The sequence below is a fragment of the Sulfurimonas limnophila genome, assembly GCF_059705345.1.
The window spans coordinates 530,767-553,683 of the sequence record NZ_AP046127.1 but is presented as its reverse complement, the minus strand read 5'-3'; the positions used below and the strand labels follow the sequence as shown (position 1 = coordinate 553,683).

The 22,917-nt window shown below is 35.5% G+C and carries 24 protein-coding genes and 2 tRNA genes; 13 read left to right on the top strand and 13 right to left on the bottom strand.

The window, feature by feature from the left end; genetic code table 11:
- Positions 1–107: 107 nt before the first annotated feature.
- On the bottom strand, positions 108–2,666 hold the full coding sequence (pepN, locus tag AC6H33_RS02985) for an aminopeptidase N (RefSeq protein ID WP_497605484.1): 2,559 nt from the start codon (positions 2,664–2,666) through the stop codon (positions 108–110).
- 183 nt (positions 2,667–2,849) lie between these two features.
- Between pepN and AC6H33_RS02980 the strand changes: the two genes are divergently transcribed.
- Together AC6H33_RS02980 and AC6H33_RS02975 are read left to right on the top strand one after the other, a co-directional pair.
- Entirely contained in the window at positions 2,850–3,140 is a 291-nt protein-coding gene (locus AC6H33_RS02980; protein ID WP_497605483.1) for a nucleotidyltransferase family protein, read from the top strand.
- A complete protein-coding gene (locus AC6H33_RS02975) occupies positions 3,133–3,498 on the top strand; it encodes a HepT-like ribonuclease domain-containing protein (RefSeq protein ID WP_497605482.1) in 366 nt (121 codons plus the stop codon). Before AC6H33_RS02980 ends, AC6H33_RS02975 begins: the two co-directional genes overlap by 8 nt.
- A gap of 235 nt (positions 3,499–3,733) precedes the next feature.
- Here AC6H33_RS02975 and AC6H33_RS02970 read toward each other — a convergent pair whose 3' ends face one another.
- Together AC6H33_RS02970 and AC6H33_RS02965 are read right to left on the bottom strand one after the other, a co-directional pair.
- Positions 3,734–4,171 (bottom strand): KilA-N domain-containing protein, encoded by a 438-nt coding sequence (locus AC6H33_RS02970; RefSeq protein ID WP_497605977.1) that lies wholly within the window; start codon positions 4,169–4,171, stop codon positions 3,734–3,736.
- A 38-nt stretch (positions 4,172–4,209) separates the two neighbouring features.
- Positions 4,210–5,085, bottom strand: a complete 876-nt coding sequence (locus tag AC6H33_RS02965; RefSeq protein ID WP_497605481.1) for an AraC family transcriptional regulator — start codon at positions 5,083–5,085, stop codon at positions 4,210–4,212.
- 151 nt (positions 5,086–5,236) lie between these two features.
- Here AC6H33_RS02965 and AC6H33_RS02960 point away from each other — a divergent pair, with 151 nt between their 5' ends.
- From AC6H33_RS02960 to exbD, 7 genes are all read left to right on the top strand, one after another.
- Positions 5,237–6,688, top strand: coding sequence for an acetyl-CoA carboxylase biotin carboxylase subunit (locus tag AC6H33_RS02960; RefSeq protein WP_497605480.1), 1,452 nt, complete (start codon positions 5,237–5,239; stop codon positions 6,686–6,688).
- A gap of 78 nt (positions 6,689–6,766) precedes the next feature.
- Entirely contained in the window at positions 6,767–8,125 is a 1,359-nt protein-coding gene (locus AC6H33_RS02955) for a phosphomannomutase/phosphoglucomutase (protein WP_497605479.1), read from the top strand.
- Positions 8,126–8,188: 63 nt separating this feature from the next.
- Positions 8,189–9,196, top strand: coding sequence for a dihydroorotase (gene pyrC, locus AC6H33_RS02950; RefSeq protein WP_497605478.1), 1,008 nt, complete (start codon positions 8,189–8,191; stop codon positions 9,194–9,196).
- The gene (locus tag AC6H33_RS02945) at positions 9,189–9,842 is read left to right on the top strand and encodes a response regulator transcription factor (RefSeq protein WP_497605477.1); all 654 of its coding nucleotides are present in this window, start codon (positions 9,189–9,191) and stop codon (positions 9,840–9,842) included. Before pyrC ends, AC6H33_RS02945 begins: the two co-directional genes overlap by 8 nt.
- The gene (locus AC6H33_RS02940; RefSeq protein ID WP_497605476.1) at positions 9,832–10,662 is read left to right on the top strand and encodes a sensor histidine kinase; all 831 of its coding nucleotides are present in this window, start codon (positions 9,832–9,834) and stop codon (positions 10,660–10,662) included. Before AC6H33_RS02945 ends, AC6H33_RS02940 begins: the two co-directional genes overlap by 11 nt.
- The gene (exbB, locus tag AC6H33_RS02935; protein WP_497605475.1) at positions 10,662–11,114 is read left to right on the top strand and encodes a TonB-system energizer ExbB; all 453 of its coding nucleotides are present in this window, start codon (positions 10,662–10,664) and stop codon (positions 11,112–11,114) included. Before AC6H33_RS02940 ends, exbB begins: the two co-directional genes overlap by 1 nt.
- A 2-nt stretch (positions 11,115–11,116) precedes the next feature.
- Positions 11,117–11,509 carry a TonB system transport protein ExbD gene (gene exbD / locus AC6H33_RS02930; RefSeq protein ID WP_497605474.1) on the top strand — a complete coding sequence of 131 codons (393 nt, stop codon included), beginning with the start codon at positions 11,117–11,119 and terminating at the stop codon, positions 11,507–11,509.
- 1 nt (position 11,510) lies between these two features.
- Here the strand turns inward: exbD and AC6H33_RS02925 are convergent, their stop codons facing one another.
- A complete protein-coding gene (locus AC6H33_RS02925; protein ID WP_497605473.1) occupies positions 11,511–11,753 on the bottom strand; it encodes a hypothetical protein in 243 nt (80 codons plus the stop codon).
- A gap of 110 nt (positions 11,754–11,863) precedes the next feature.
- Here AC6H33_RS02925 and tpx point away from each other — a divergent pair, with 110 nt between their 5' ends.
- Positions 11,864–12,373, top strand: coding sequence for a thiol peroxidase (gene tpx / locus AC6H33_RS02920; RefSeq protein WP_497605472.1), 510 nt, complete (start codon positions 11,864–11,866; stop codon positions 12,371–12,373).
- 49 nt (positions 12,374–12,422) lie between these two features.
- On the opposite strand, the gene groL is transcribed toward tpx, so the two are convergent.
- The gene (gene groL, locus AC6H33_RS02915; RefSeq protein ID WP_497605471.1) at positions 12,423–14,051 is read right to left on the bottom strand and encodes a chaperonin GroEL; all 1,629 of its coding nucleotides are present in this window, start codon (positions 14,049–14,051) and stop codon (positions 12,423–12,425) included.
- A gap of 34 nt (positions 14,052–14,085) precedes the next feature.
- Entirely contained in the window at positions 14,086–14,346 is a 261-nt protein-coding gene (gene groES / locus AC6H33_RS02910) for a co-chaperone GroES (protein WP_497605470.1), read from the bottom strand.
- Between the two features lie 234 nt (positions 14,347–14,580).
- Between groES and AC6H33_RS02905 the strand changes: the two genes are divergently transcribed.
- Positions 14,581–14,657, top strand: a tRNA-Met gene (locus tag AC6H33_RS02905).
- 12 nt (positions 14,658–14,669) lie between these two features.
- Positions 14,670–14,744: transfer RNA gene (locus AC6H33_RS02900), tRNA-Asn, on the top strand.
- 173 nt (positions 14,745–14,917) lie between these two features.
- Here AC6H33_RS02900 and AC6H33_RS02895 read toward each other — a convergent pair.
- From AC6H33_RS02895 to AC6H33_RS02875, 5 genes are all read right to left on the bottom strand, one after another.
- Positions 14,918–15,700: a TrmH family RNA methyltransferase gene (locus AC6H33_RS02895; protein ID WP_497605469.1), complete on the bottom strand. Its 783-nt coding sequence runs from the start codon at positions 15,698–15,700 to the stop codon at positions 14,918–14,920.
- Positions 15,701–15,825: 125 nt separating this feature from the next.
- Positions 15,826–17,658 carry a sensor domain-containing diguanylate cyclase gene (locus tag AC6H33_RS02890; protein WP_497605468.1) on the bottom strand — a complete coding sequence of 611 codons (1,833 nt, stop codon included), beginning with the start codon at positions 17,656–17,658 and terminating at the stop codon, positions 15,826–15,828.
- A 27-nt stretch (positions 17,659–17,685) separates the two neighbouring features.
- Positions 17,686–18,129, bottom strand: a complete 444-nt coding sequence (locus AC6H33_RS02885; RefSeq protein ID WP_497605467.1) for a hypothetical protein — start codon at positions 18,127–18,129, stop codon at positions 17,686–17,688.
- A gap of 44 nt (positions 18,130–18,173) precedes the next feature.
- Positions 18,174–18,905 carry a tRNA pseudouridine(65) synthase TruC gene (truC, locus tag AC6H33_RS02880; RefSeq protein WP_497605466.1) on the bottom strand — a complete coding sequence of 244 codons (732 nt, stop codon included), beginning with the start codon at positions 18,903–18,905 and terminating at the stop codon, positions 18,174–18,176.
- A 6-nt stretch (positions 18,906–18,911) separates the two neighbouring features.
- Complete coding sequence (locus tag AC6H33_RS02875) at positions 18,912–20,210, bottom strand: DEAD/DEAH box helicase (protein WP_497605465.1); 1,299 nt, start codon at positions 20,208–20,210, stop codon at positions 18,912–18,914.
- A gap of 101 nt (positions 20,211–20,311) precedes the next feature.
- Here AC6H33_RS02875 and AC6H33_RS02870 point away from each other — a divergent pair, with 101 nt between their 5' ends.
- Positions 20,312–20,803, top strand: coding sequence for a DUF2062 domain-containing protein (locus AC6H33_RS02870; protein ID WP_497605464.1), 492 nt, complete (start codon positions 20,312–20,314; stop codon positions 20,801–20,803).
- On the opposite strand, the gene lgt is transcribed toward AC6H33_RS02870, so the two are convergent.
- Both lgt and AC6H33_RS02860 read right to left on the bottom strand, forming a co-directional pair.
- A complete protein-coding gene (gene lgt, locus AC6H33_RS02865) occupies positions 20,800–21,624 on the bottom strand; it encodes a prolipoprotein diacylglyceryl transferase (protein ID WP_497605463.1) in 825 nt (274 codons plus the stop codon). The two genes, AC6H33_RS02870 and lgt, sit on opposite strands and share 4 nt — an antisense overlap.
- 7 nt (positions 21,625–21,631) lie before the next feature.
- Positions 21,632–22,915: a (Fe-S)-binding protein gene (locus tag AC6H33_RS02860; RefSeq protein WP_497605462.1), complete on the bottom strand. Its 1,284-nt coding sequence runs from the start codon at positions 22,913–22,915 to the stop codon at positions 21,632–21,634.
- Between the last annotated feature and the right edge of the window lie 2 nt (positions 22,916–22,917).

Genomic DNA, 22,917 nt, shown 5'->3' with positions numbered 1-22,917 from the left:
TATTGTTAATTAAGTCTAAAAAAAACTCACTACAATAGTATCTTAAAAATTTAAAAAAAAACTTTGTAAAATTATTTACGCATTATGATTGCTTATAAACAACAAAATTAAACTTTCAATATTTTACTAATAATTTCATAAACATTTTTAGAGAGGGATTGCTCATTTAGGACTCTTTGTAGCTCTGCTTTCATGGCATCTCTGTTTTTCTCATTTAGCCTCTCGTATATCTTAAACGCACCCGCTAAGCCTGAAGCCATTTGTGGATTTATCTTATCGATATCTATAATCTTATCTGCTATAAATTTGTATCCAAGTCCATTTTTTGAGTGAAAATATTTATAGTTTCTAGCAAAAACACCGATAAGTGAACGAACCAAATTTGGTACAAGCTCATTATATACCTCATCGTTTTGAAGAGCCATAACACGATCGAGTGTGCCCTCTCTATGTGAAGAAGCTAGGATAGAGAAATATTTTTGCATCACTAAAGTATCTTTTTTATATCTGTTATAAAAGTTCTCTAAGCTCACTGCTGAGAGCTCTGCTGAGATATTTTCTAAAATATCAAGAGCAATAATTCTATCTGTCATGGTCACAGAGCTGTTATACTGCTCATTTGCTAAAGTTGCAATCTCATCATTTTCTAAAGATGAGAGAAGTTTTAAGACGCGGTTTTTGAGGCTTCGCTCTCCTATGCTTTTTGCATCAAGCTCTTTAGACTTTGGTTTATGGTTTTGTTCATAAAGCTCTAAAAGCTTCTCTTTATATAAAGAAGCAAGATGTTTTTGAAGTTTCTCTTTTGCCTCATAAATTATCTCAAAATCAATTACCTTAGCTCTTTGCATAATCGCAGATACACTTGGAAGCTCTAAAAGTAGGGCTTTGTATGACATATCAAGTTTTTCTTCCAATATATGTCCATACGCTTTAACATACTCTTCATCAACCCCCTCGCCTCTCATTAGAGCTTCAATCGTCTCTAGGGCAAATGACTGCGCTGACTCATACTTTACAAAACTGTTTTTATCATATTTCATTAAAAAGGCGTAATTGCTATCTTTATGTTCTATGATTATCGGAGCTGAAAAATCTCTGTTTATAGAGAGTGTTGGTTTTGATTTTGCTTCAAATACAAACTCTTGGCTCTCTTTTGAGACTATTAAAACTTTTTCTAAAATCTCTTTGCCGCTACTCTCTAAAAGAGCAATTTTAAGAGGATAGTAGTAAGGTTTTTGTGCGCTGCCATCAACTCCATCTGGAACTATTTGAGTTAGAGTCACTATAAATTTGCCACTCTCAAATCTCTCATCTATTTTCAATTTCGGAGTTCCTGATTGATGATACCATCTCTTAAACTGCTCCAAGTCAACGCCACCAGCCTTACTCATAGCCCATAAAAAGTCATCTGTTCTTACCGCTTGTCCATCAAACGTCTCGAAGTACAGGTCCATAGCCTTGCGGTACTTCTTCTCCCCCAAAATAGTATGAAGCATACGGATAACTTCAGCGCCCTTTTCATACACTGTGGCTGTGTAGAAGTTGTTGATAGCCATGTAAGAATCTGGCTGAATTGGGTGCGCTGTTGGAGAAGCATCCTCTACAAACTGTCTCTCACGAAGCGCTTTTACATCTTCTATGCGTCCAACCTCTTTTGAGTTCATATCTGCAGAGAAGCACTGATCACGAAAAACCGTAAGCCCCTCTTTTAGTGTAAGCTGAAACCAATCTCTACATGTGATGCGATTTCCAGTCCAGTTGTGAAAATACTCATGTGCGATAACACTCTGTATCCCCATAAAGTTGGCATCAGTCGCACTATCTTCATCGGCTAAAACATAAGCGGAGTTAAAGATGTTTAAACCTTTGTTCTCCATCGCACCCATGTTAAAACTATCAACTGCCACAATACTGTAAATACTTAAATCATACTCTCTGCCATAAACATCCTCATCCCATTTCATCGCATCTTTGAGCGATTTCATAGCATGTTTGCACTTAGACTCATTTCCTCTGTCTGTGTAGATATATAGTCTTACATATTTGTTGCTTTTTGTTATGAACTTATCCTCTATAACGCCCAAATCTCCAGCAACAAGGGCAAAAAGATAAGATGGTTTTGGATGTGGGTCAAACCAAGTTATCCCATGTCTGCCATCATCAAGCTTGAAGTTTGACTCTCTGTTTCCATTGCTAAGTAAAACTGGATAACGCTCTTTGTCTGCTACTAACGTTACTTTAAAAACAGCCATAACATCAGAACGGTCAAGGTATGGGGTTATGCGTCTAAAACCCTCTGGCTCGTTTTGCGTACAAAAAATGTTTCCTGATTTATAAAGCCCTTCAAGCTCAGAGTTTAAGTGTGGATATATTTTATTGATAATTATAACTTTGAAGATATCTCCAACATCCAGAATTTTTAAACTCTCTTTTTCCATAACATATCTACTCTCATCGAGTTTTTCATCATCAAGATATATCTCAAGAAGTTCCAAATCAACAGCATTAAGAGTCAAATCTTTAGTATTTTTGTCCTCTTTTGTTATCTGCATCAAGTTTGTAACTTGCGTATGCTCTTCAAACAACTCAAAAACCAAATCACACGTCTTAATAGTAAACTCTGGCGCTTTATAATCTTTTAGGTAAATAGTCTCTACTTTGCTCATAATAATCTCTTTAATTTTTTTATAATAATAGCATAAGAGAGTTATTTGAGGCTTATAGTGCATTTACCAAAGGTTACTTAAGAGTTCTTTTGGAAAATCATCAAGTACCGCTATATAATTTTTTTTATACAAGTATACATAAAATATATCTAGGTTATAATCGGGTAAAAAAAGAGATTTTAGATGACGCTTGATTCGATAATAAATTTTTTACATGAACATAAAGATGAACTTCATCGGGATTATCATGTTGAAGAAATCGGTATTTTTGGCAGTTATGCAAAACATCAAGAAAAAGAGAGTAGCGATATAGATTTTTTTGTAAAATTCTCTCAAAAATCATATCGTAATCTTACAAGACTCTATGATTATTTTGAAAAAGCATTTGGCAAAAAAATCGACATAATTACTGAACATAAAAACATGAGACCTTCCCTTCGCAGAGAGATACAAAGCAGTATTATTTATGGATAAGTTGTCAATCATAGAACTTTTAGACTATATTTTAGAGAGCATTTCTATAATCAGACGCAGGTTTGAAAATATTAAGTCTTGCGATGATTTTATAAATTCTGATGATGGAATAGATAGGCTGGATGCTATTTCTATGCGTTTGCAATCTATTGGCGAAGCTTTGAAAAATATTTATAAAGCAGACAAAGCGCTCTTGGAAAAAGTAAAAAGTGCATCCTACTGGAGCCAAATCATAAAACTGCGTGAGATAATTTCACACCACTATATCGACATCGATTCAGAAATAATATTTGATATTTGCGAGAATGAATTAACTGAACTTGAAGAATCAATCAATAAGGCAAAAACTGTTATTTAAAAAAATCTCCCAGTAAAATAGCCTCTTTCCTCGTTCCCACTTTTCAAGTGGGAATGCATACTTAATCTGCATCTTTAAAATTACAAAAGAGGTTCTACATGTTAAAAAAATCTCTACTCTCAAGCCTCTTAGCTCTATCGTTGGCGTCAAGCCTTATGGCAGAGAGTTATGTCTATGTCGGTGCATCAAAAACGTATTTGATGGATGAGCAGTCAACAACCACTTTTAGCATCGGTTACGGTTTTAGTAAAGTCTTTTCTCGCCACTCTTTTGCAGTCATCCCAAACAGAGCTACATTTAGCAAATCTGCTTCATTTGCATAAATAAAGCTCTCTTTTGGTTTGTTTATTGTCCGTGGTAACAAATGCTCTTTTATAGCATCCGTATGAATTTTGTAGTTTATCTTTGACAAACTTCTGCTCAAATCCCATTCAAGCGATTTGTTTTGTATCTCATCTTCTTTTAATCTTTGAAACTCTTTGATGAGAAATAGTTTAAACTCGGCACTTATCCAAGATGCAAACTCAAATGCTATATCTTTGTGAGCATAAGTACCGCCATATCTGACTGCTTTGGAGATTATGCCTATGGCAGATGTTTTTTCTATCCATCTTTTTGGTGTAAGAATAAAACTATTTACTCCTGCTTGCATTTTAATTCCATCGAATTCGATGGAATTAAAATTATCATTATTGATTTTTTCCCATATACCTAAAACTTTATCGAGAGATAAAAACTTATATCAAACCTGCTGTCTTCTGAGAGGTAGTTATTTTTTTTATATATAACATAGGGTGGTTTTGTGGTGGTTTCGTACTCGCTCTTTGGTAGCCAATCGTGATAGAGCCACTGGATAAACTTTAGCATATCGCCCTGCTCCCCAACTAAATCAAACTTTGCGTAAATTCCCTCGGCGATATTAAACTTAGGCAATCTGTCACTCTTAACCTTTATACCCTTCTCAACAACTATACATGCAACATATTGACACTCATTAAGAGGCGTTATAGTTGGGTTGTCATGAAAAAGAGCTATCTGTTTATACTCTGTTATATTGTTGCTAAAAACCCATGTTTGAAGCTTTTGCCATGTACTCTTAATCAACGCGTTATAACCGCTGTGTCTTATGTAGTAACTCTCCATTTGTGGCATTTTTACTATTGTTGGCTCTAGGTGGTCAAACTTTGCAGTCGATTTTTTTGCTTTTGGAGATTGTTCAATTATACGCTGTGAAAACTTCTTATATCCGCCAATTTTCCACTCTTTTGGAGTCATACTAAAACGCTCTTTAAATACACGCAAAAATGATGTTTGAGAGCTATACCCGCAGATATTTGCTACATCGCTGATTGTTGAGTATTTGTTTGTTAAAAGAAGATTTGAGGCTTTTTGAAGTCTGATAGATTTTATGCTCTCATATATATTTTTTCCAAACACATCTTTAAAGATTCTGTGCATATGAAACTTACTGATTTTTAAGTCCTCGCTTAGCTCATCCATCGCTATATTTGTCTCTATATGGGTGTATATATAGTACATTATAGCATTTGCAATTTGTACTCTTTTTTGTAATGTCTCTTTTTTCATGGTTGTAATTGTAGCAAAAAATAAATATTTTTAAAACACAAATTAACTATATATTTAGCAATAACAGATAGTTTTATAAGCAGTAATAGTGAAGAATTTATTTTTTTAAAGTTATAGAATTTCGTCAAAATTTATTTACAAGGCAATGAAGATGAAAAAAATTTCTAAAATATTAGTTGCAAACAGAGGCGAGATAGCTCTAAGAATCATTAGAGCATGTAAAGAGCTTGACATTAAAAGTGTAGCTATCTTCTCAGAGGTAGATGTTGAGGGTATTTGGGTTAAAAAAGCGGATGAGTGCTATCCGATAACTGGCGATGCTCTTCAAGCATATCTTGACTACGACCGCATCATCACACTTGCCCTAAAAGCTGGTTGTGACGCAATCCATCCAGGATATGGTTTCTTATCTGAGAACGCAGAGTTTGCACAATCATGTGAAGACAGAGGGATTATTTTCATAGGTCCAAAACCTGCTCACATCGCACTTTTTGGCGATAAAATGGCTTCAAAAGTAGCTATGAGAGAGATTGGCGTTCCAGTTTTAGAAGGAACAGATGAGCCGATAGTAGATAAAGCAGAAGGCGGAAAAATCGCTGCAAAAATCGGTTTTCCGATTATCATCAAAGCTGCATTTGGCGGCGGCGGACGTGGTATGAGAATAGTTAAGAGTGCAAAACTCTTTGATGAGATGTTTGACTCTGCTACAAACGAAGCTAAAAAATATTTTGGAAAAGGCGATGTTTTTATTGAAAAATATGTTGAAAATCCTCGCCATATCGAGATTCAAATCGTTGCTGACAAATACGGAAATGTCGTGCATTTGGGCGAGAGAGACTGCTCGATTCAGAGACGTCATCAAAAAGTGATAGAGATAGCACCATCACCTAGACTAAACCCTGAAGCGAGAAAAGAGCTTTACAGAATCTCTACAAAAGCGATGCTAAAACTGGGCTATGAGAGCGTTGGAACTGTTGAGTATCTTCTCGATAAGGACGACAATATCTACTTTATAGAGATGAACACAAGGGTTCAAGTTGAGCATCCCGTAACTGAAATTATCTCGGGAATTGACATTATTCAGAGAATGATAGAGATTGCAGAGGGCGATAAACTAAAATATCTTCAAGAGGAGATTAACTTCAGAGGATATGCGATAGAGTTTAGAATAAATGCTGAAAATCCTCAAAACAACTTTATGCCCTCAATCGGCACGATTACAAACTACATGACCCCTGGAGGTCCTGGTGTTAGGCTTGATTCAAGCGTTTATACAGGCTACACAATCCCGCCAAACTATGACTCAATGGTAGGAAAGCTCATAGTTTGGGCACTTGACTGGGAAGGTGCTGTTAAAAAAGCATCAAGAGCGTTAGATGAGTTCTATATAGATGGCGTCATCACAAACCTCTCACTTCACAGAGAGATAGTAAAAGATGCAGATTTCATGGCTGGAAATATAGATACAAGCTACCTAGATAAAAAGATGGAACTCTTCAACCTAAAAGCTACAAAATCAATAGCAGATGAAGAGAAAAAAACATCATTTATAGCAGGTCTAATTAAAAAAATTAAAGAACATAAGCTAATTGTTAGACATTAAAAAAAATTCCCTTTTTGTTGCTAAATAAAAAGGGAGTTATTGTAAAATTGCGCTCATAAAACCATAAAAGGCAAAACAGTGAGCATTTACAGAGAGTACGACATTAGAGGTATATACGAGAAAGAGTTAAATGAGCAAAGCGTTACGCGCATAGGTTACGCACTTGCTTCAAAAATCAAGGGCGAATATGTCGCTGTGGGTTATGACGCAAGAAGTCACTCTCCTATCCTCTTTGAGTACCTTGTTCACGGGCTAAACGCTGGAGGCAAAAAAGTTCTCGATATGGGAATGGTTCCGACTCCAGTTAACTACTTCTGCAACTACAACGAATTTGATGGCATCTTAGTTTCTGCTTCTGTCATGATTACAGGTTCACACAATCCAAGCGAATATAATGGCTTTAAAATAACAATCGACAAAGCTCCATTTTTTGGGGAAGATATTTATGCACTAGGACGTGAGTGCGAAACTATTAAAAGTGTGCCAGAGGCAAAAAGAGAAGTTAAAAAGATAGATGCGCTCTCACGTTATGTTGACTTTTTAGTTGGTGAGTTTCAACATCTAAAAGATATGCCGACTCGCATTGTTTATGATTGCGGAAACGGCGTTGCTGGAATCGTTACAGAGCGAATCTTCTCAGCATTAAAGCTACACACAAAAGGGCTTTATGTAGACCCTGATGGAACTTTCCCAAACCACCATCCAGACCCATCAGATGAGCATAACTTAGAGGATATTAAAAAACTTCTTGCATCTGATGGCGATATCGCTTTTGCTTATGACGGAGATGCAGACCGCATTGCAGTTCTTACCCACAAAAACAACATCAAGGGCGATATGATGGCTCTTTTATACTCTATGAAGATGGACAAACCGACAGTTGTTGGAGAGGTCAAATGCTCTCAAGTTATGTATGATGAACTTGAGCGTCGCGGGGCAACTGCTATCATGTACAAAACAGGTCACTCAAACCTCAAAGTAAAGATGCAAGAGGTAAACGCTGATTTAGCGTGTGAAGTGAGCGGACATGTATTTTTCAAAAATCGCTACTTTGGTTATGATGATGCTATCTACGCAACTCTTCGTATGTTGGAGCTTGTTCATGATGGAATTGACTTGGATGCAGAACTTGCAAAACTTCCTCAAGTTTTCTCAACTGAGGAGATAAAAGTAAAAACCACAGAGAGTGAAAAATTTAAAATCATAGATAGAGTAAAAGAGCTATTAAAGAGTCCTCCAGCTGATTTTCCAAAAATTAAAAATATCATAGATGTGGACGGCGTTCGCATAAACTTTGAGCACGGATGGGGTTTAGTACGTGCTTCAAACACAACTCCTGTTTTGGTGACTCGCTTTGAATCTACCTCACAAACAGAAGCAAAACTCTATGAAGACTCTATGAACAAGCTTATCTTAGAGGCAAAAAACTCTCTTTAAAAGAGAGAGGTAAAATATATTTTGCTATAATTTTGACAATTTTTACGCACTTTAAGGATACTAATGAAAACTCATACACTTTTAATGCCTCTAGATATGCATCTTCATCTTCGTGATGGAGTTATGCTTGAGAACATCGCTCCGCTTAGTGCTTACAGCTTTAGCGGTGCGCTTATCATGCCAAATCTTGTTCCTCCAGTTGAAACACTAGAGGATATAAAAGCTTATAAAGAACGAATCATGGCAGCAGTTCCAAATGACTTCTTTGAGCCATATATGACACTATTTTACAAAAACTATGATAAAAAGTTTTTAGCAAGTATCGTTGATCATGTAACAGCTATAAAACTCTATCCTGCTGGGATTACTACTAACTCCGAGGGCGGTGTTTCATCATTTAACATTGAAGATATGCGTGAAACGCTCGATGCTATGAGTATTCTTGGAATTCCTCTTTGTGTTCATGGAGAAACTGATGGTTTTGTGATGGATAGAGAAGAAGAATTTATGAGCATCTATGAGCTATTGGCTACAAACTTTCCAGATTTAAAGATAGTTATGGAGCATATCACAACAAAAGCAGCGGTTGATATGTTAGATAAGCATAAAAATCTCTACGCAACCATAACAGTTCATCATCTTCTCTTTACCCTAGATGATGTTGTTGGCGGTATGATGATGCCTCATAACTTCTGTAAGCCAATTGCAAAGCGTCCTGAAGACCTTGACGCACTTCTTAGCGTTGCACTTGAGGCTCATCCAAAAGTTATGTTCGGTTCAGATTCAGCACCTCACTCAAAAGAGAAAAAAGAGTGTTCTGGTTGCGCTGCTGGTGTATTTAGCGCACCAATTGCTCTTCAGCTTCTATGTGAAATATTTGAACAGTATGATAAGCTTGATAACCTCCAAGCATTTGTAAGCGACAATGCACAAAGCATCTATAAGCTCTGCCCTGAATTCAAAGAGATAATCTTAGAAAAACGTCCATTCATTGTTCCTGCAAACTATAGCAATGTAGTTCCTATGTATGCCAACAGAGCAATAAACTGGGCGATAAGAAGCGTTGAGTAAAATCCTTCTTTTAGAAGATGATCTGCTCTTAGCGGAGACTCTTATCGACTTACTTGAAGAAAATGGCATGGAAGTTATACATGCCCCAAATGGTCAAGCCGCACTTGATAAAACATTCAAACAAAAATTTGACCTCTATCTTCTTGACGTAAATGTACCTATCATTGATGGAGTGACTCTACTTAAAGAGCTTAGAGACTCTAGCGATGAAACTCCAGCTATTTTTTTAACTTCTCACAAAGAAAAAGAGATACTAAAAAAAGGCTTTCTTTGTGGTGCAGATGATTTTATAACAAAGCCATTTGATACAGATGAACTAATTTTACGCATATCAGCTCTGCTAAAGAGAGTAAAAAAAGAGGATGTATCGTGCATAGGACTTCTTTGTAACGATGATACTCACAAACGCTTTTTATACGATAACAAAGAGATAGAACTCTCAAAAAAAGAGTATCAACTACTTCTTCTTCTTGTGAGACATGCAAATAGTACCGTACCAAAAGAGATGATTTTAGACACACTATGGACTAGCAGTGAAGGTGGAAGCGATGGAGCACTGAGAGTTTATGTAAACCGCATAAAACATCTTGTTCCAGAGATAAATATAGAAAATATCAGAGGCATTGGATATAGGCTTGTTTCGTAATCTACGCATCACCATTTTTATCTACTATATATTAACAGCGCTCTCTCTTATGGGGATTTTGTACTATTTTATCTCTATTATTGGAACACAAAATATATATCTATTATTTTCTATCCTGTTCTTACTTACTGTTTTTACTGCAATCATCATCTCAAAACTCTCAATTGACCCACTACTTGAACATGTAAAAAATCTTCAAAACCTCTCAACTGAGACGCTACATGAGCTAAATCTCCCAATAAGCACTATAAAAACAAATATTAGTATGTTAAAAAAAGCTCTCTTAAGCGAAAAGGATTTAAAAAGAGTATCGCGAATAGAGAGTGCATGTGATATGCTTCAAGAGCGTTATAATGAACTTGACTACATGATAAAGCTTCAAAGCTCAAACATTAAACATGAAGCTATTTTACTCGATGAACTGCTACAAAAAAGGGTTGATTTTTTAAAACATATATACCCAGATACCAAGTTTACTTTGTCGCTTGAGCCAACACCGATAACAAACGATACCATCGGCTTATCCAAAGTCATTGACAATCTTTTGGACAATGCTGTAAAATATTCACTAAATATTCACAAAGTAGATATAAGATTGCAAGAACAGACTCTTTATATAAAAGATTATGGTCGTGGTATGGATGAAGTAGAACTTTTAAAAATTTTTGATAGATATTATCAAAGCAATGAGAACATGCGAGGCTTTGGAATTGGGCTTAGTATGGTTAAACGTTTTTGCGATGCTAACAACATCGCCTTAAATTTCAAATCCACTCCAAATATCGGTACGACAGTTATTTTAAAATTCAAGGAAAATTAGTGGAAAAAAGTATCTTAGCATACGCAGAAGCAACGTTAGACTATGGAGTTATGGGACTTCTTATACTTATGAGTGTTATTACACTTTGGCTCTTTATAGAGAGAATGATGTTTTACAGTTCACTGCGCTTAAGTGATTATAACAATAGAGATGAGTTAGAGATTGATTTAACAGACAACTTAAGCATTATCAGCGTTATCGGTTCAAATGCCCCATATGTTGGGCTTTTAGGTACAGTTATAGGAATTATGCTTACATTTTACACGATGGGTGAAGTTGGAACTATCGACGCAAAAAAAATTATGGTCGGACTTGCTCTTGCGCTAAAAGCAACTGCGATGGGACTAATCGTTGCTATGCCAGCTATTTTATTTTACACTATGCTTCTACGCAAAGTAGAAAAATTATTGACGCTCTTTGATGTTGCACAAGACAAAAAAACAAGTAACTAAATATGGCGAAATTTAAAAAAGCAAGAAAGCGTTTTGATGAGATAAATGTTATACCTTTTATCGATATTATGCTTGTTCTTTTGGTTATGGTTTTAACAACTGCCACATTTGTAAATCAAGGAATTATCCCCGTTGAGCTTCCAGAAGCAAAAGCGGCTAAAAAAGAGGATAATAAAAAAGAGACAACTATCTATATAGATGAAAAAGGTAGTATCTTTTTTGAAAAAGAGAAAGTTGACCTAAAAACTCTTGAAGAAAAACTCTCATCTATACCAAAAGAACAAGCTGTTCTTCTAAGAAGTGATAAAGAGTCAAAGTTTCAAGACTTTGTTAGCGTTATGGATATTTTAAAACGCCTAAACCACGAACAACTATTTATCATCACAAAAGAGTAGCTCAGTAGCCTCTCTCTAGGAGTTTAAATCTCTTCTTTGAAGAGTTTTGCTCTAAGTTATCCTCTTTCTTATCAACATTTGTACTACTATTTTTATCTTCTTTAAAAACCTTTTTATCAATACTTGATACATCATGAAAGAGAGTAGTTGCTATAAAAAAGAGTACCATTATTACTACAACACTAGCGTAGAGTAAAATATAATTTTTTATATGACCATCTTCAAAGGGATTTTGGTTTTTCATTTCACTCACTTAGTCATATTTTTTTGAAATTATAGTTAAAAAGCAAGTAATAAAAGATTAATTACAATTTTTTTATGATAATATAATTAAAAAAAATTTAAGGGAAATTTATGCAATCAACAAAATTTCATGGAACAAAAGTTACACTTATTGGCGATGAGATAGGCGTAGGTGATAGCGCGCCACTAGTCACTGCTATTGGTACAGATTTAAGTAGTGTATCTATCGGTGGTGCTAGAGACAAGGTACAGCTGATAGTCACGCTTCCTTCTCTTGACACTGATACATGTGCTGCTGAGACGAGAAGATTTAACGAAGATGTAAATAATCTTGATATTTGTGAGACAACTGTCGTCTCTATGGATTTACCATTCGCCTCTGAACGTTTTTGTACAACTTCTGGCATTGAAAATCTAACTGTTGTAAGTGACTATTTAGACAAGAGCGTAAGTAAAGCATACGGTGTTTTAATGGATGACAATAAATTGATAGGACTAAGTGCTAGAGCTGTTTTTGTTGTTGATAGAAGCGGAGTTATCGTTTATAAAGAGATAGTAGAAGAAGTTACTGCTGAACCAAACTATGAAGCAGCGCTTGAGGCTATAAAACTAGCTAGATGAGAATAAACCACCAACAAGGTGGCTTATTTCCCTAAGCAGTGGATGATTCTTACATCATCCCTGGCATTCCACCCATACCGCTCATATCTGGCATTGAAGATTTTTCTTCAGGAAGTTCATAGATAGCAGCTTCTGTTGTAAGAAGCAGGCTAGAAATTGAAGTAGCATTTGTAAGTGCCACACGACCAACTTTAAATGGATCTATAATTCCAGCTTCAAACATATCTACATACTCACCAGTTGCCGCGTTAAAGCCTATGTTTTCATTAGTTGCACTCTCTACAGCATTTACAACTACACCAGCGTCATATCCAGCATTTGTTGCTATCTGCTTTAGTGGTGCTTTTATAGCACGAAGGATTATTTCACAACCTATTTTTTGATCGCCACTAAGTTCAAGCTTTACTTTTGCACCAGCACGAACAAGAGCAGCGCCTCCACCGATAACGATACCCTCTTCAACAGCAGCTTTTGTAGCAGAGAGTGCATCATCAACACGGTCTTTCTTCTCTTTCATCTCAGTCTCACTAGCAGCTCCAACTTTGATAACAGCAACCCCACCGCTTAGTTTTGCTAAACGCTCTTGAAGCTTCTCTTTGTCGTATTCACTAGTTGTTGTGTTCATCTGAACTTTTATCTCAGCCACTCTAGCTTGTACAGCTTCTGACTTTCCTGCACCGTTTACTATTACAGTATTGTCTTTATCTATTACAATGCGAGAAGCTTGTCCTAGATGTTGAATAGTCGCTGCACTTAACGTATGTCCAGTCTCCTCAGAGATAACAGTTCCAGCGGTAAGCACTGCGATATCTTGCAACATTGCTTTTCTTCTATCACCAAATCCTGGAGCCTTAACAGCAGAGATATTTAAAACACCACGAAGCTTGTTTACAACTAAAGTTGAAAGCGCCTCTCCCTCTACATCTTCAGCGATGATAAGAAGTGGGCGAGAAGTTTTTTGAACTTGCTCTAAAACAGGAAGCAAGTCCTTCAGTGATGCGATTTTGCTATCAGCTAGTAAAATCCAAGGATTTTCAATCTCAGCAGTCATCTTCTCTGTGTTTGTAATAAAGTATGGGCTTAAGTAACCACGGTCAAATTGCATACCCTCAACAACGTCAAGTTCATCTACGATTCCCTTAGCCTCTTCAACAGTTATAACACCATCTTGGCCAACCTTTTCCATAGCTTCAGCAATCATATCACCAATAGCAGTGTCAGAGTTTGCAGAGATAGTTGCAACCTGTGCTATATCTTTTTTACCGTTAATTACTTTGCTTGATGCTTTTAAGTGTTTTAAAATCTCTTCACAAGCCTTATCCATCCCTCTTTTTACTTCGATAGGATTTGCTCCAGCTGTGATGTTTCTAAGACCCTCAGAAAAAATTGCATTTGCTAAAACAGTTGCTGTTGTTGTGCCATCTCCTGCTTCATCAGCAGTTCTTGAAGCAACATCTTTTACAAGAGTAGCACCCATATTTTCTAGTTTGTCAGATAGTTCTATCTCTCTAGCAACAGATACACCATCTTTTGTAATTACTGGGTTACCATAACTTTTTTGTATCAAAACATTACGACCACGAGGCCCCATTGTAACCTTTACCGCATCTGTAAGTTTTGCAACACCACGAGCCAGTGCATTTCTTGCGTTATCTGAAAAAATTATCTCTTTTGCCATTTTATATTCCTTTGATTTTGTTTTACTCTATTTGTTATTTAATAATTCCAAAAATATCTTCCATATCTATCACTAAAAATTTTTCTCCATTTAGCGAAACTTCACTACCTGAAAATTTTCCAAAAAGAACTTTGTCTCCACACAACAACTCTTTTACTTCTGAACTAACCGCTACAACCTCGCCACGAGAAGGCTTCTCTTGAGCATTATCAGGAATAATGATACCACTTGCCGTAGTATTTGCCTCTTCTACTCTTTTTACTAGGACTCTTTTGCCTAATGGTTGAAAATTCATATAAAACTCCTTAAATAATATTGTTTATGAGCGCAATATTACAGAAAAAAGGTAACAAAGTCAATCTATATTTAGTCTTATAGACTCAAGTAATCTAATACAACTTACTAAAGATTATTGATATTAACTACATTTATCTGGGTATTTGATATATTTATTTTTTTAACACCATATATTTCGTAATCTTAGGTTATTTAAAGTTTCAAGTAAGTATAATTCTGCCTCTTAAAAGATGTCAGGGTAGCTCAGCTGGTTAGAGCACTGGTCTCATAAGCCGGGGGTCGGGGGTTCAAGTCCCCCCTCTGACACCATTTTTTTAAGATTCCGAATTAGCTCAGCGGTAGAGTAGGTGACTGTTAATCACTTGGCCACTGGTTCGAATCCAGTATTCGGAGCCATATCTTCTATAACCCCATAAATACGGTCTTCCAAAACAATAAATTTACTCGGTGTGTCCAAATGTGCCTTTAGATATTACCTAAAAAACGCCAATTCAAATAGTAAGTGCAACACTTGATTAAACTGCTACACGCAAATTCTAGCAACAAGTGCAATTTCCACCTAAATTAAATCACTGATTTTTATGCTTAAACTGATACATCAACAAAGAAGCAGCTACTCCTACATTGAAGCTTTTTATACCATCTTGCATCTCTATGTGTACGACTTCATCACAGATAGCCAAAATCTCTTTAGATATTCCGTCGCCTTCATGCCCCATTAGAAGTACCCATTTTTCTGGTACTTCTACATTCATAAGCGATGTTGAGCTCTCTGTTATCTCTGCGGCAAAAACTTTATAGCCCATATCTTTTAAGTTTTGTATCGTCATCATGATGTCATCATATACATTCAATTTAAGACGGCTTACATAGCCCATAGAGACTCTGAGTGAGCGTCTACCATATGGATGTGGGCCGTTGGATGGCACAAGAAGAGAGTTTACTCCTAGAGCTGCTGCACTTCTTGAGAGTGAACCTACATTCTCCGTGGATGAGATGGCATCAAGCATGAGAATATGATTGTCTAACTCCATAAGCGGGGTTTCATCTGGGCGTATTCCGTGCATCATACAGTTGTGATGTAAAGAGTGTCCAACGATTTTCTCCATCTCTTTTTTCTCTGTAACATAGAGTGTTTGAATATCTTTACTCTCTATAAGAGCTTTATTTTGTTCATAATACTCTTTTGTAGCGAGGATGCTTTTTATCTGCAAGTCTGTTTTTAAAAGAAAATTAACAACCTTTGGGCTATCTGCCAAAAAGCTATTATCACTAAGAAATGCGTGTTTTTTAAATTTATTATAAATCTCAAGCTCTGGAGAATGGATGTTATCTATGTATGTTAGTTTCATTTATACTCTTTTATTTGTTCAAATTATAAAGTTAGATTGAGATACTATCTACGTGAATAAAGTGATATTTTTTACAAAAATTTGCCTTAAACGACTACTTACATGTAAAGAAGATAGCAGTTTTTCTACCCAATAACCGTTTTATTTCTACCATCATTTTTTGCTTTGTATAGTGCGTCATCTGCTCTTTTTATCATATCTTCAACCTCATCATTGTCAATTAGGCTAGATATTCCTAAGCTTATTGTTTTGTGTCCTACTTCTGTAAAATCAAAATTCTCTATCTCTTGTCTTATTTTCTCTGCTAAGATTAAAGCTTGTTCGCTTGATGTTTTAGGGCAGATGATTATAAACTCTTCTCCGCCATATCTTCCAAAAATATCTGATTTTCTAATTGCAGAAGAGATTATTTGTCCAACTTCTCTTAAAACTGCATCACCAACTTGATGTCCGTACGTATCATTTACAGATTTAAAGTGGTCAATATCTGCCATAATCAATGAGAAGTTTTTAGAATCTCTTTTGTGTGATTCAAGCTCTTGCTTCATAAACTCATCTATCATGCGTCTGTTATATGCACCCGTAAGTTTATCGATGGAGGCAAGTCTCTCTAGCTCTACTTTAGCGGTAATATCGATACCCACAGACACAAAAGTCTCTATATTTTTATCTTTATCTAGTGTTGGCACTACATTTTGCTCAAGCCAATAAATTTCACCTTTTTTTGTTCTGTTTTTGATGATTCCAGACCATGATTTTGCTGCTAAAATATTACTCCACAGTTCAGAAAATGTCTCTTTTTCCTGTTGTGGATGATTTACAATACTCATCTTTTTCCCAATTAACTCATCTTTTGTATAACCACTAGAGGAGACAAAGGCAGAGCTCACACTTAAGATAGTACTATCTATTTTTGTTGTGGCAGTTATGATGTATTTGTCTATTATAGAAGCAAACTCATTTAGCTTTTCATGCGCCTTTAAAAGATCTGCTTGAAGATTTGTAGGTATTTTTGAGATATATAATGCAACTATAAAACTCAAAATAATATTTGCCATAAGTATGATAATGATAGTGTTTAACTCTTTGTTAAACAGCTCTTCTTCATAACTTTTTTTTGTTTTAAAAACAAAAATTGCATCGTCTTCATTTTTTAAAATATCACCTAATGCAAAGGTATAAACTCCATTTTCATCAACTCTATTTTCCAAATCTTTATTCAAATTTATTTGGATATTTTTATACTTATTAAATGAGAAATTACTATTTGTGTGAAGTATATAGTTCTTATCTTTGTCTAGTATATAATGCTCAAATGCTGAAGATTTGCCAATTGCCAAAAAAAGATTTTCAACAAGCACATTGATAACTACCATGCCATCAAAGTTACCATTTTGAAAAACAGGCATAGCAAATCTCATAGTTGGTTTGTATGGAATCTCTACCTTTCCATACTCTTCATTTAAGTCTATCTTTGAGTGCCATACAGTCTCATCTTTCATTTTAGATACTGTTTTAAAATAGTAGCTACTGCTTTTGTCTTGAAGTTTTAATTCATCAACTATAAAATTTTTATCATTATCTTTTTCAACTCTAATTAACTCATGCCCATCTTTGCATATCAATCTAGCTTGCATAATTGCACTTTGAGAAGAAGCAACTGCTAAAAAAATCTGCTCTAACTCATTTTTTGTATGCTGCTCTCTTGTTTGCAGAAACTCTTTTATAGTTTTATTTGAGCTTAGAGAAATAACTGTGTTGTCCATATTTTCTATAAATGGTTTTAAAATAGTGTCGGTTTTTATTTTAAAAATTTCGGTGGCTTTTTGATCCATCGCAGAGTGTATATCTTTTACTTGTAGGGCATAACTTACAAAAGAGCCAAGAATAGATATGGCAATACCAAAAAGTATAAAATAAAATGTAAAAAATCTATAAAAATTATATTTTGACAACACTAAACCCTTTAAAGATAATTTATAATTTTATAGCTCAAACATCATCTTCGCAAGAACTACGATAAAAAATCCCAAAACGATTACAACTTTATGAAAATGATTTTGCATAAAAGGGTGTTTTGGTTTTTTTGTAAATTTTGTATAAAGATTGTACAAAACTCCAAGCACGATAATTAGAGCTAGAGTTATCTTAATGACAAGAAGTTTCTGCAAATCTGTCTCAAAAAAACCAGCGCTTGAGTTTATATATCTTGACATCATCATACCTCCAGTTAAAACTATAACTAAAAGTGAGAGTGGAAATATTTTAAAGCTCTTTGCCCCTAATGTTTTATTGATTTTTTCATTTACATCTTTGCTAAATTTACCTTTTAGTGACTCAATCATCGCTAAATCTGTAAATACATAACCTAAAAATATGATTGCCAACATCAAGTGAATTATATGTGCGTATGGATAGATTGCTTCCATGAAAGCTCCTGTTTAAAATTTGATATGATTATACATAAATAGCATTAACCCCACACAAGGCTCTCGTTCCATCCAAAATAGCTAAACATAGCCCTAAATGTAGCGTCAATTGGTGCTTTTATACAAAGTTGCTCTTTGGTATATGGGTGAGCGATACAAAGCTCCCTTGCATGAAGTAACATTCTATGACAACCAAACTCATGGCGGATTAGTATGTTGTGCTCGCCTCTGCCATACTTTGTATCTCCAAGTATATGATGAGAAATGTGTTTCATATGGCGGCGGAGTTGATGTTTTCTGCCTGTGAGTGGCTTTAGTTTTACAAGTGAGTAGCGAGTCTTATCATACTTTCCAACTTGAAAATCAAGCTCAACTGTTGCTAATCTCTCATAGTGCGTTATCGCCTCTTGAGGCTCTTTATCTGCAGAGCTATCTTTATCTGCTATCTTATCAAGCTTGATGCTAAGAGCATAATCAATCTCTCCACTCTCAGGAATATAGCCACGAACAACGGCTATGTAGCTCTTTTTCGCCTCATGAGACATAAACGTCTCCCCCATGATTTTTGCACTCTCTTTATCAAGAGCAAAAAGCAAAACTCCAGAAGTTGGCTTGTCTAAACGGTGGATTGGATAGACAAAGCGTCCTAGTTGATCACGCAAAATTTGCACTGCAAACTCTGTCTCATTTTTATCTATGGGAGAGCGATGAACCAAAAGTCCGCTTGGCTTATTTATAGCTACTAAATATTCATCTTGATATAAAATCTCTAGCAATTTATCTTAATCACGTTTTGTTGTTTTTCTTTTTTTTGTCGTAACTGGTTTTTTATATGTAGCGTCTTTTTTAGAGCTCTGCTCTTTTTTATGAGGTTTTCTATCACGTTTTACCTCAACTTTTTTATGCTCACTCTTTAGTTTAATCTCATCTTGGTCAAGTCTGCGAATAGTTGGGTCTGGCTCAAATCCAGCGATAACTTCTTGTGGAATTTTCATCCCTATCAATCTTTCTATATCTCTAATGTCATGTTTTTCATAAATATCTATCAAACTTATCGCCATTCCATCACGCCCTGCACGTCCAGTACGCCCTACTCTATGGACATAATCTTCTGGAATTGATGGGAGTTCATAGTTTATGACAAACGGTAACTCCTCTATATCCAAACCTCTTGAAGCGATATCTGTTGCAACTAGAACTTTAGTTTTTCCCTCTTTAAACTCATTTAGAGTTTTTAAGCGGTTTGCTTGAGTTTTGTCTCCATGAATTATTCCACACTTTAGTCCATCTTTTTTAAGCTCAACTACTAAAAGGTCTGCACTTGCCTTTGTTCTTGTAAAAACTAAAACTTGTCTAAAGTTTCTAGAACCTATTATATACGCCAGAAGCGGTGCTTTTTTATCTGTATCTACGAGGTAAGCAACTTGATTTATTGTATCAACAGTCGAATTTTTTTTAGATGTCTCCATAAAAGCAGGTTTTGTAAGAATGAGTTTCGAGAGTTTTCTTACCTTGTCACTAAATGTCGCCGAGAAAAGAAGTGTTTGATGTCTCTTTGGCAAAATCGGATGAATACGTCTAATCTCTTTCATAAAACCCATATCTAACATTCTATCGGCTTCATCAAGGACGAAAATCTCTATACTTGCAAGACTTAAACCCTTATCTACATGCTCCAGCACTCGCCCTGGAGTAGCTATGACTATATCAACGCCCTCTTTTAGAATTTTTTGTTGACTCTCTAAATCTTTTCCACCAACTAAAACCGCTATATTTAAACCCATATTTTTTGCATAACTTTGCAAATCTTCATATATTTGAATTGAGAGTTCACGAGTTGGTGCGATTACCAAGCCTCTTAGTGCTCTTTCTTTATCAGCAGATGTTTTTCTAAGTCTTTGAAGCATCCCTAGACCAAAAGCGGCAGTTTTACCAGTCCCTGTTTGAGCTGTTGCAAAAACATCACTTTTTGCCAAAATAAGAGGAATTGCTCTTGTTTGTATAATTGTAGGTTTTTCATAGCCTAAATCTTTTATAGCGCTAAGAAGTGGTTTTATAACTCCTAATTTTTCAAATGACATACCGTACCTACTTTCTACATTAATAGCGCAATTTTAACATATTATTAAAAAAATAAGCTTTTGATGGTTATAATCACGAATCTTTCAAAATGGCCCAAATCATGATAAGAAAATTTTTTAAAAATTTAAACGCGAGTGAAAAACTAAAAGCTTTTACGGAGAAATATAAAATTCCAATAGAGTATCTCTCTGCAAATAGAAAGATGGTCTCAAAAGGGGTATTTATAGGGCTTTTTATAGCTTTTATTCCAATGCCTATGCAGATGTTAGCAGTTGTAGCAGTTATCCCATTTACAAGATTTAATGTACCCATAGCTATTTCTATGTGTTGGCTTAGCAACCCTTTTACTATGCCTGCGATGTACTATATGGAGTATCTAACTGGGAGCTTTATGCTTGGTATGGAGACAACGCCCGTTGAGATGACGCTAGAGTGGTTTAGTCAAAATATTGGAAATATTTTTGTTCCTCTATATGTAGGAACGGCTTTTTACTCTATTTTTGGCTCTTTACTTGGATATTTTCTTGTAAATCATTTCTGGAGAAGCTCGGTTAAAAAAGACAACCATACACGTAAAAACTCAAGAAGTTAAATTTTTATAGCTCTTTTTTTATAATAAATCCACGCAACAACTCCAACTACACTCATAGCTAAACTCATAACTTGGCCTTGGGTAATGGCATTACAACAAACATAGCCTATTTGAACATCTGGAGCACGCCAAATCTCGGCGATTGCACGAAACAGTCCGTAACTGATTCCATAAACCAAAATCAACTCTCCACTAAAACTTTTGTATTTTCTATATATAAAAACAACTAAAAAAACACCAAAGCCCTCAAGTAGCGCTTCGTACAACTGTGAAGGATGTCTAAGAACACCATCAACTACAATCCCCCAAGAAACATCTGTTTCTCGTCCGATAAGCTCTTTGTTTAAAAAGTTACCAATACGTCCAAAAACAAAAGCAAGAGGTACACTTATGGCTACTAAATCCATAATCTTGCCGAACTCAGTTTTATATTTTTTTGAATATATATATGTGCTTATCAAAAAACCAAGCACTGCACCATGATAGCTCATACCTCGAATACCTACAAACTCGCCATTTACAAAAGGGTTGAAAATTTGCCATGGATGAGAGAGATAGTAGAGAGTTTGAGTATCATAAAAGAGAACATACCCTAGTCTGGCACCTAAAATAACACCGATTTCTACATATATAAAATATGCATCAATCTCTTTGCCCTTAAAATCAAGATTATCTTTTCTAATAAAATATTTCCCGATATACAAAGCGCTAACAAGCGCCAAAACATACATAATTCCATACCAATGAACTGGCAAAGAGAAGATATGAAAGGCTATTGGGTCAAATCTTTCGTATATATTATTCCATTGATTTAAGTACATCTAGGCGTTATTCTCTAAGAGCATCAGCAATAAGCTCGATAGGATTTTTAAAGATTTGAGGAGCATCTACATATCCCATTGAAGCGTTAATTTGCATACGACAAGCACTGCACTCTGAGCTTACAACATCTGCTCCAGTTTTTTTAATCATATCAGCCTTTGGGATACCAGCGGCTTTTGCAAAATGGTACTTCTCGCTCTGCATAGTTACACCGCCAAAACCACAACATGTATTTGAGTCACTCATCTCAACTATATCATAGTTTTTACTTATAAGAGCTCTAGGTTCCTTATGGATACCCTGCATTTTTTTTGCATGACATGGGTCGTGATAAGTAACTATTTTTGTATCTTTTTTCTTTGACGCCAAAACTTCTGATAGGTTTGTTTTTTGCTCTAGCCACTCAGTTGCCATGAAAATTTTATCTTTTATAGCAACTGCTCTAGCCTTCCACTCTGGCTGATCATGGAAATAATGCTCATAGTCTATCTTTAGCATTGCGCTACACGTAGCCTCTGGAATAATGATAGCTTCTACATCTTTGCTAAAGCTCTCAAAATACTCTATGTTAAACTTTGCATTATTATCAACTGTATAAAAATCCCCCGTAAAATAGGCTGGAGCGGAACAACACTTCTGATCTTTTGCCAAAAATGCGTCAATTTCCAGATGCTCTAGTATCTCTAGGAGCGAATTTCCAACATTTACGTAGTTATAATTGCCTAAACAGCCTATAAAAATAGCTACTTTTCTCTTGCCCCCATTGCTTATATTTTCAGGATGTGAATTTAAAAATGATGTTTTTTTAAGGCTTGGAAGAAGTCTATCAGCCTTTAACATTGGCAGGTTAAATCTTCCACTCATAGAATCAACATCTGCTTTTATCTTAAATCCGCAAGTCTGAAATACCCAGCCTAATTTAAAAGCAATATCATTTAACCAGCGATGGCGAAGAAGCAAGAAAAACGCTCTTTTATACCAAGCGATACCAAATTTTTTACCAATATCAGCTCTGACTTGTTCTATTACCATATCTGTTGGAAGTGATTTTGGGCAGACTTCAACACATGCTGTACATAAAAAACAGCTCTCAAAAATAGCTTTTGCATTTTTATCTAGCTCTAAATTTCCTCTTTGATAGGCACCAAGGAGGTCTAAAAAACCACGAGGAGAGGTTACTTCATCGGCATTTACATTGTGAATAGTACAAACGGGGATACACTTTCCACATTTTATACACTCATCAGTTGTAGCACCGAAGTCAAAGATTTCTTGCGCAGACTTGCTCATAA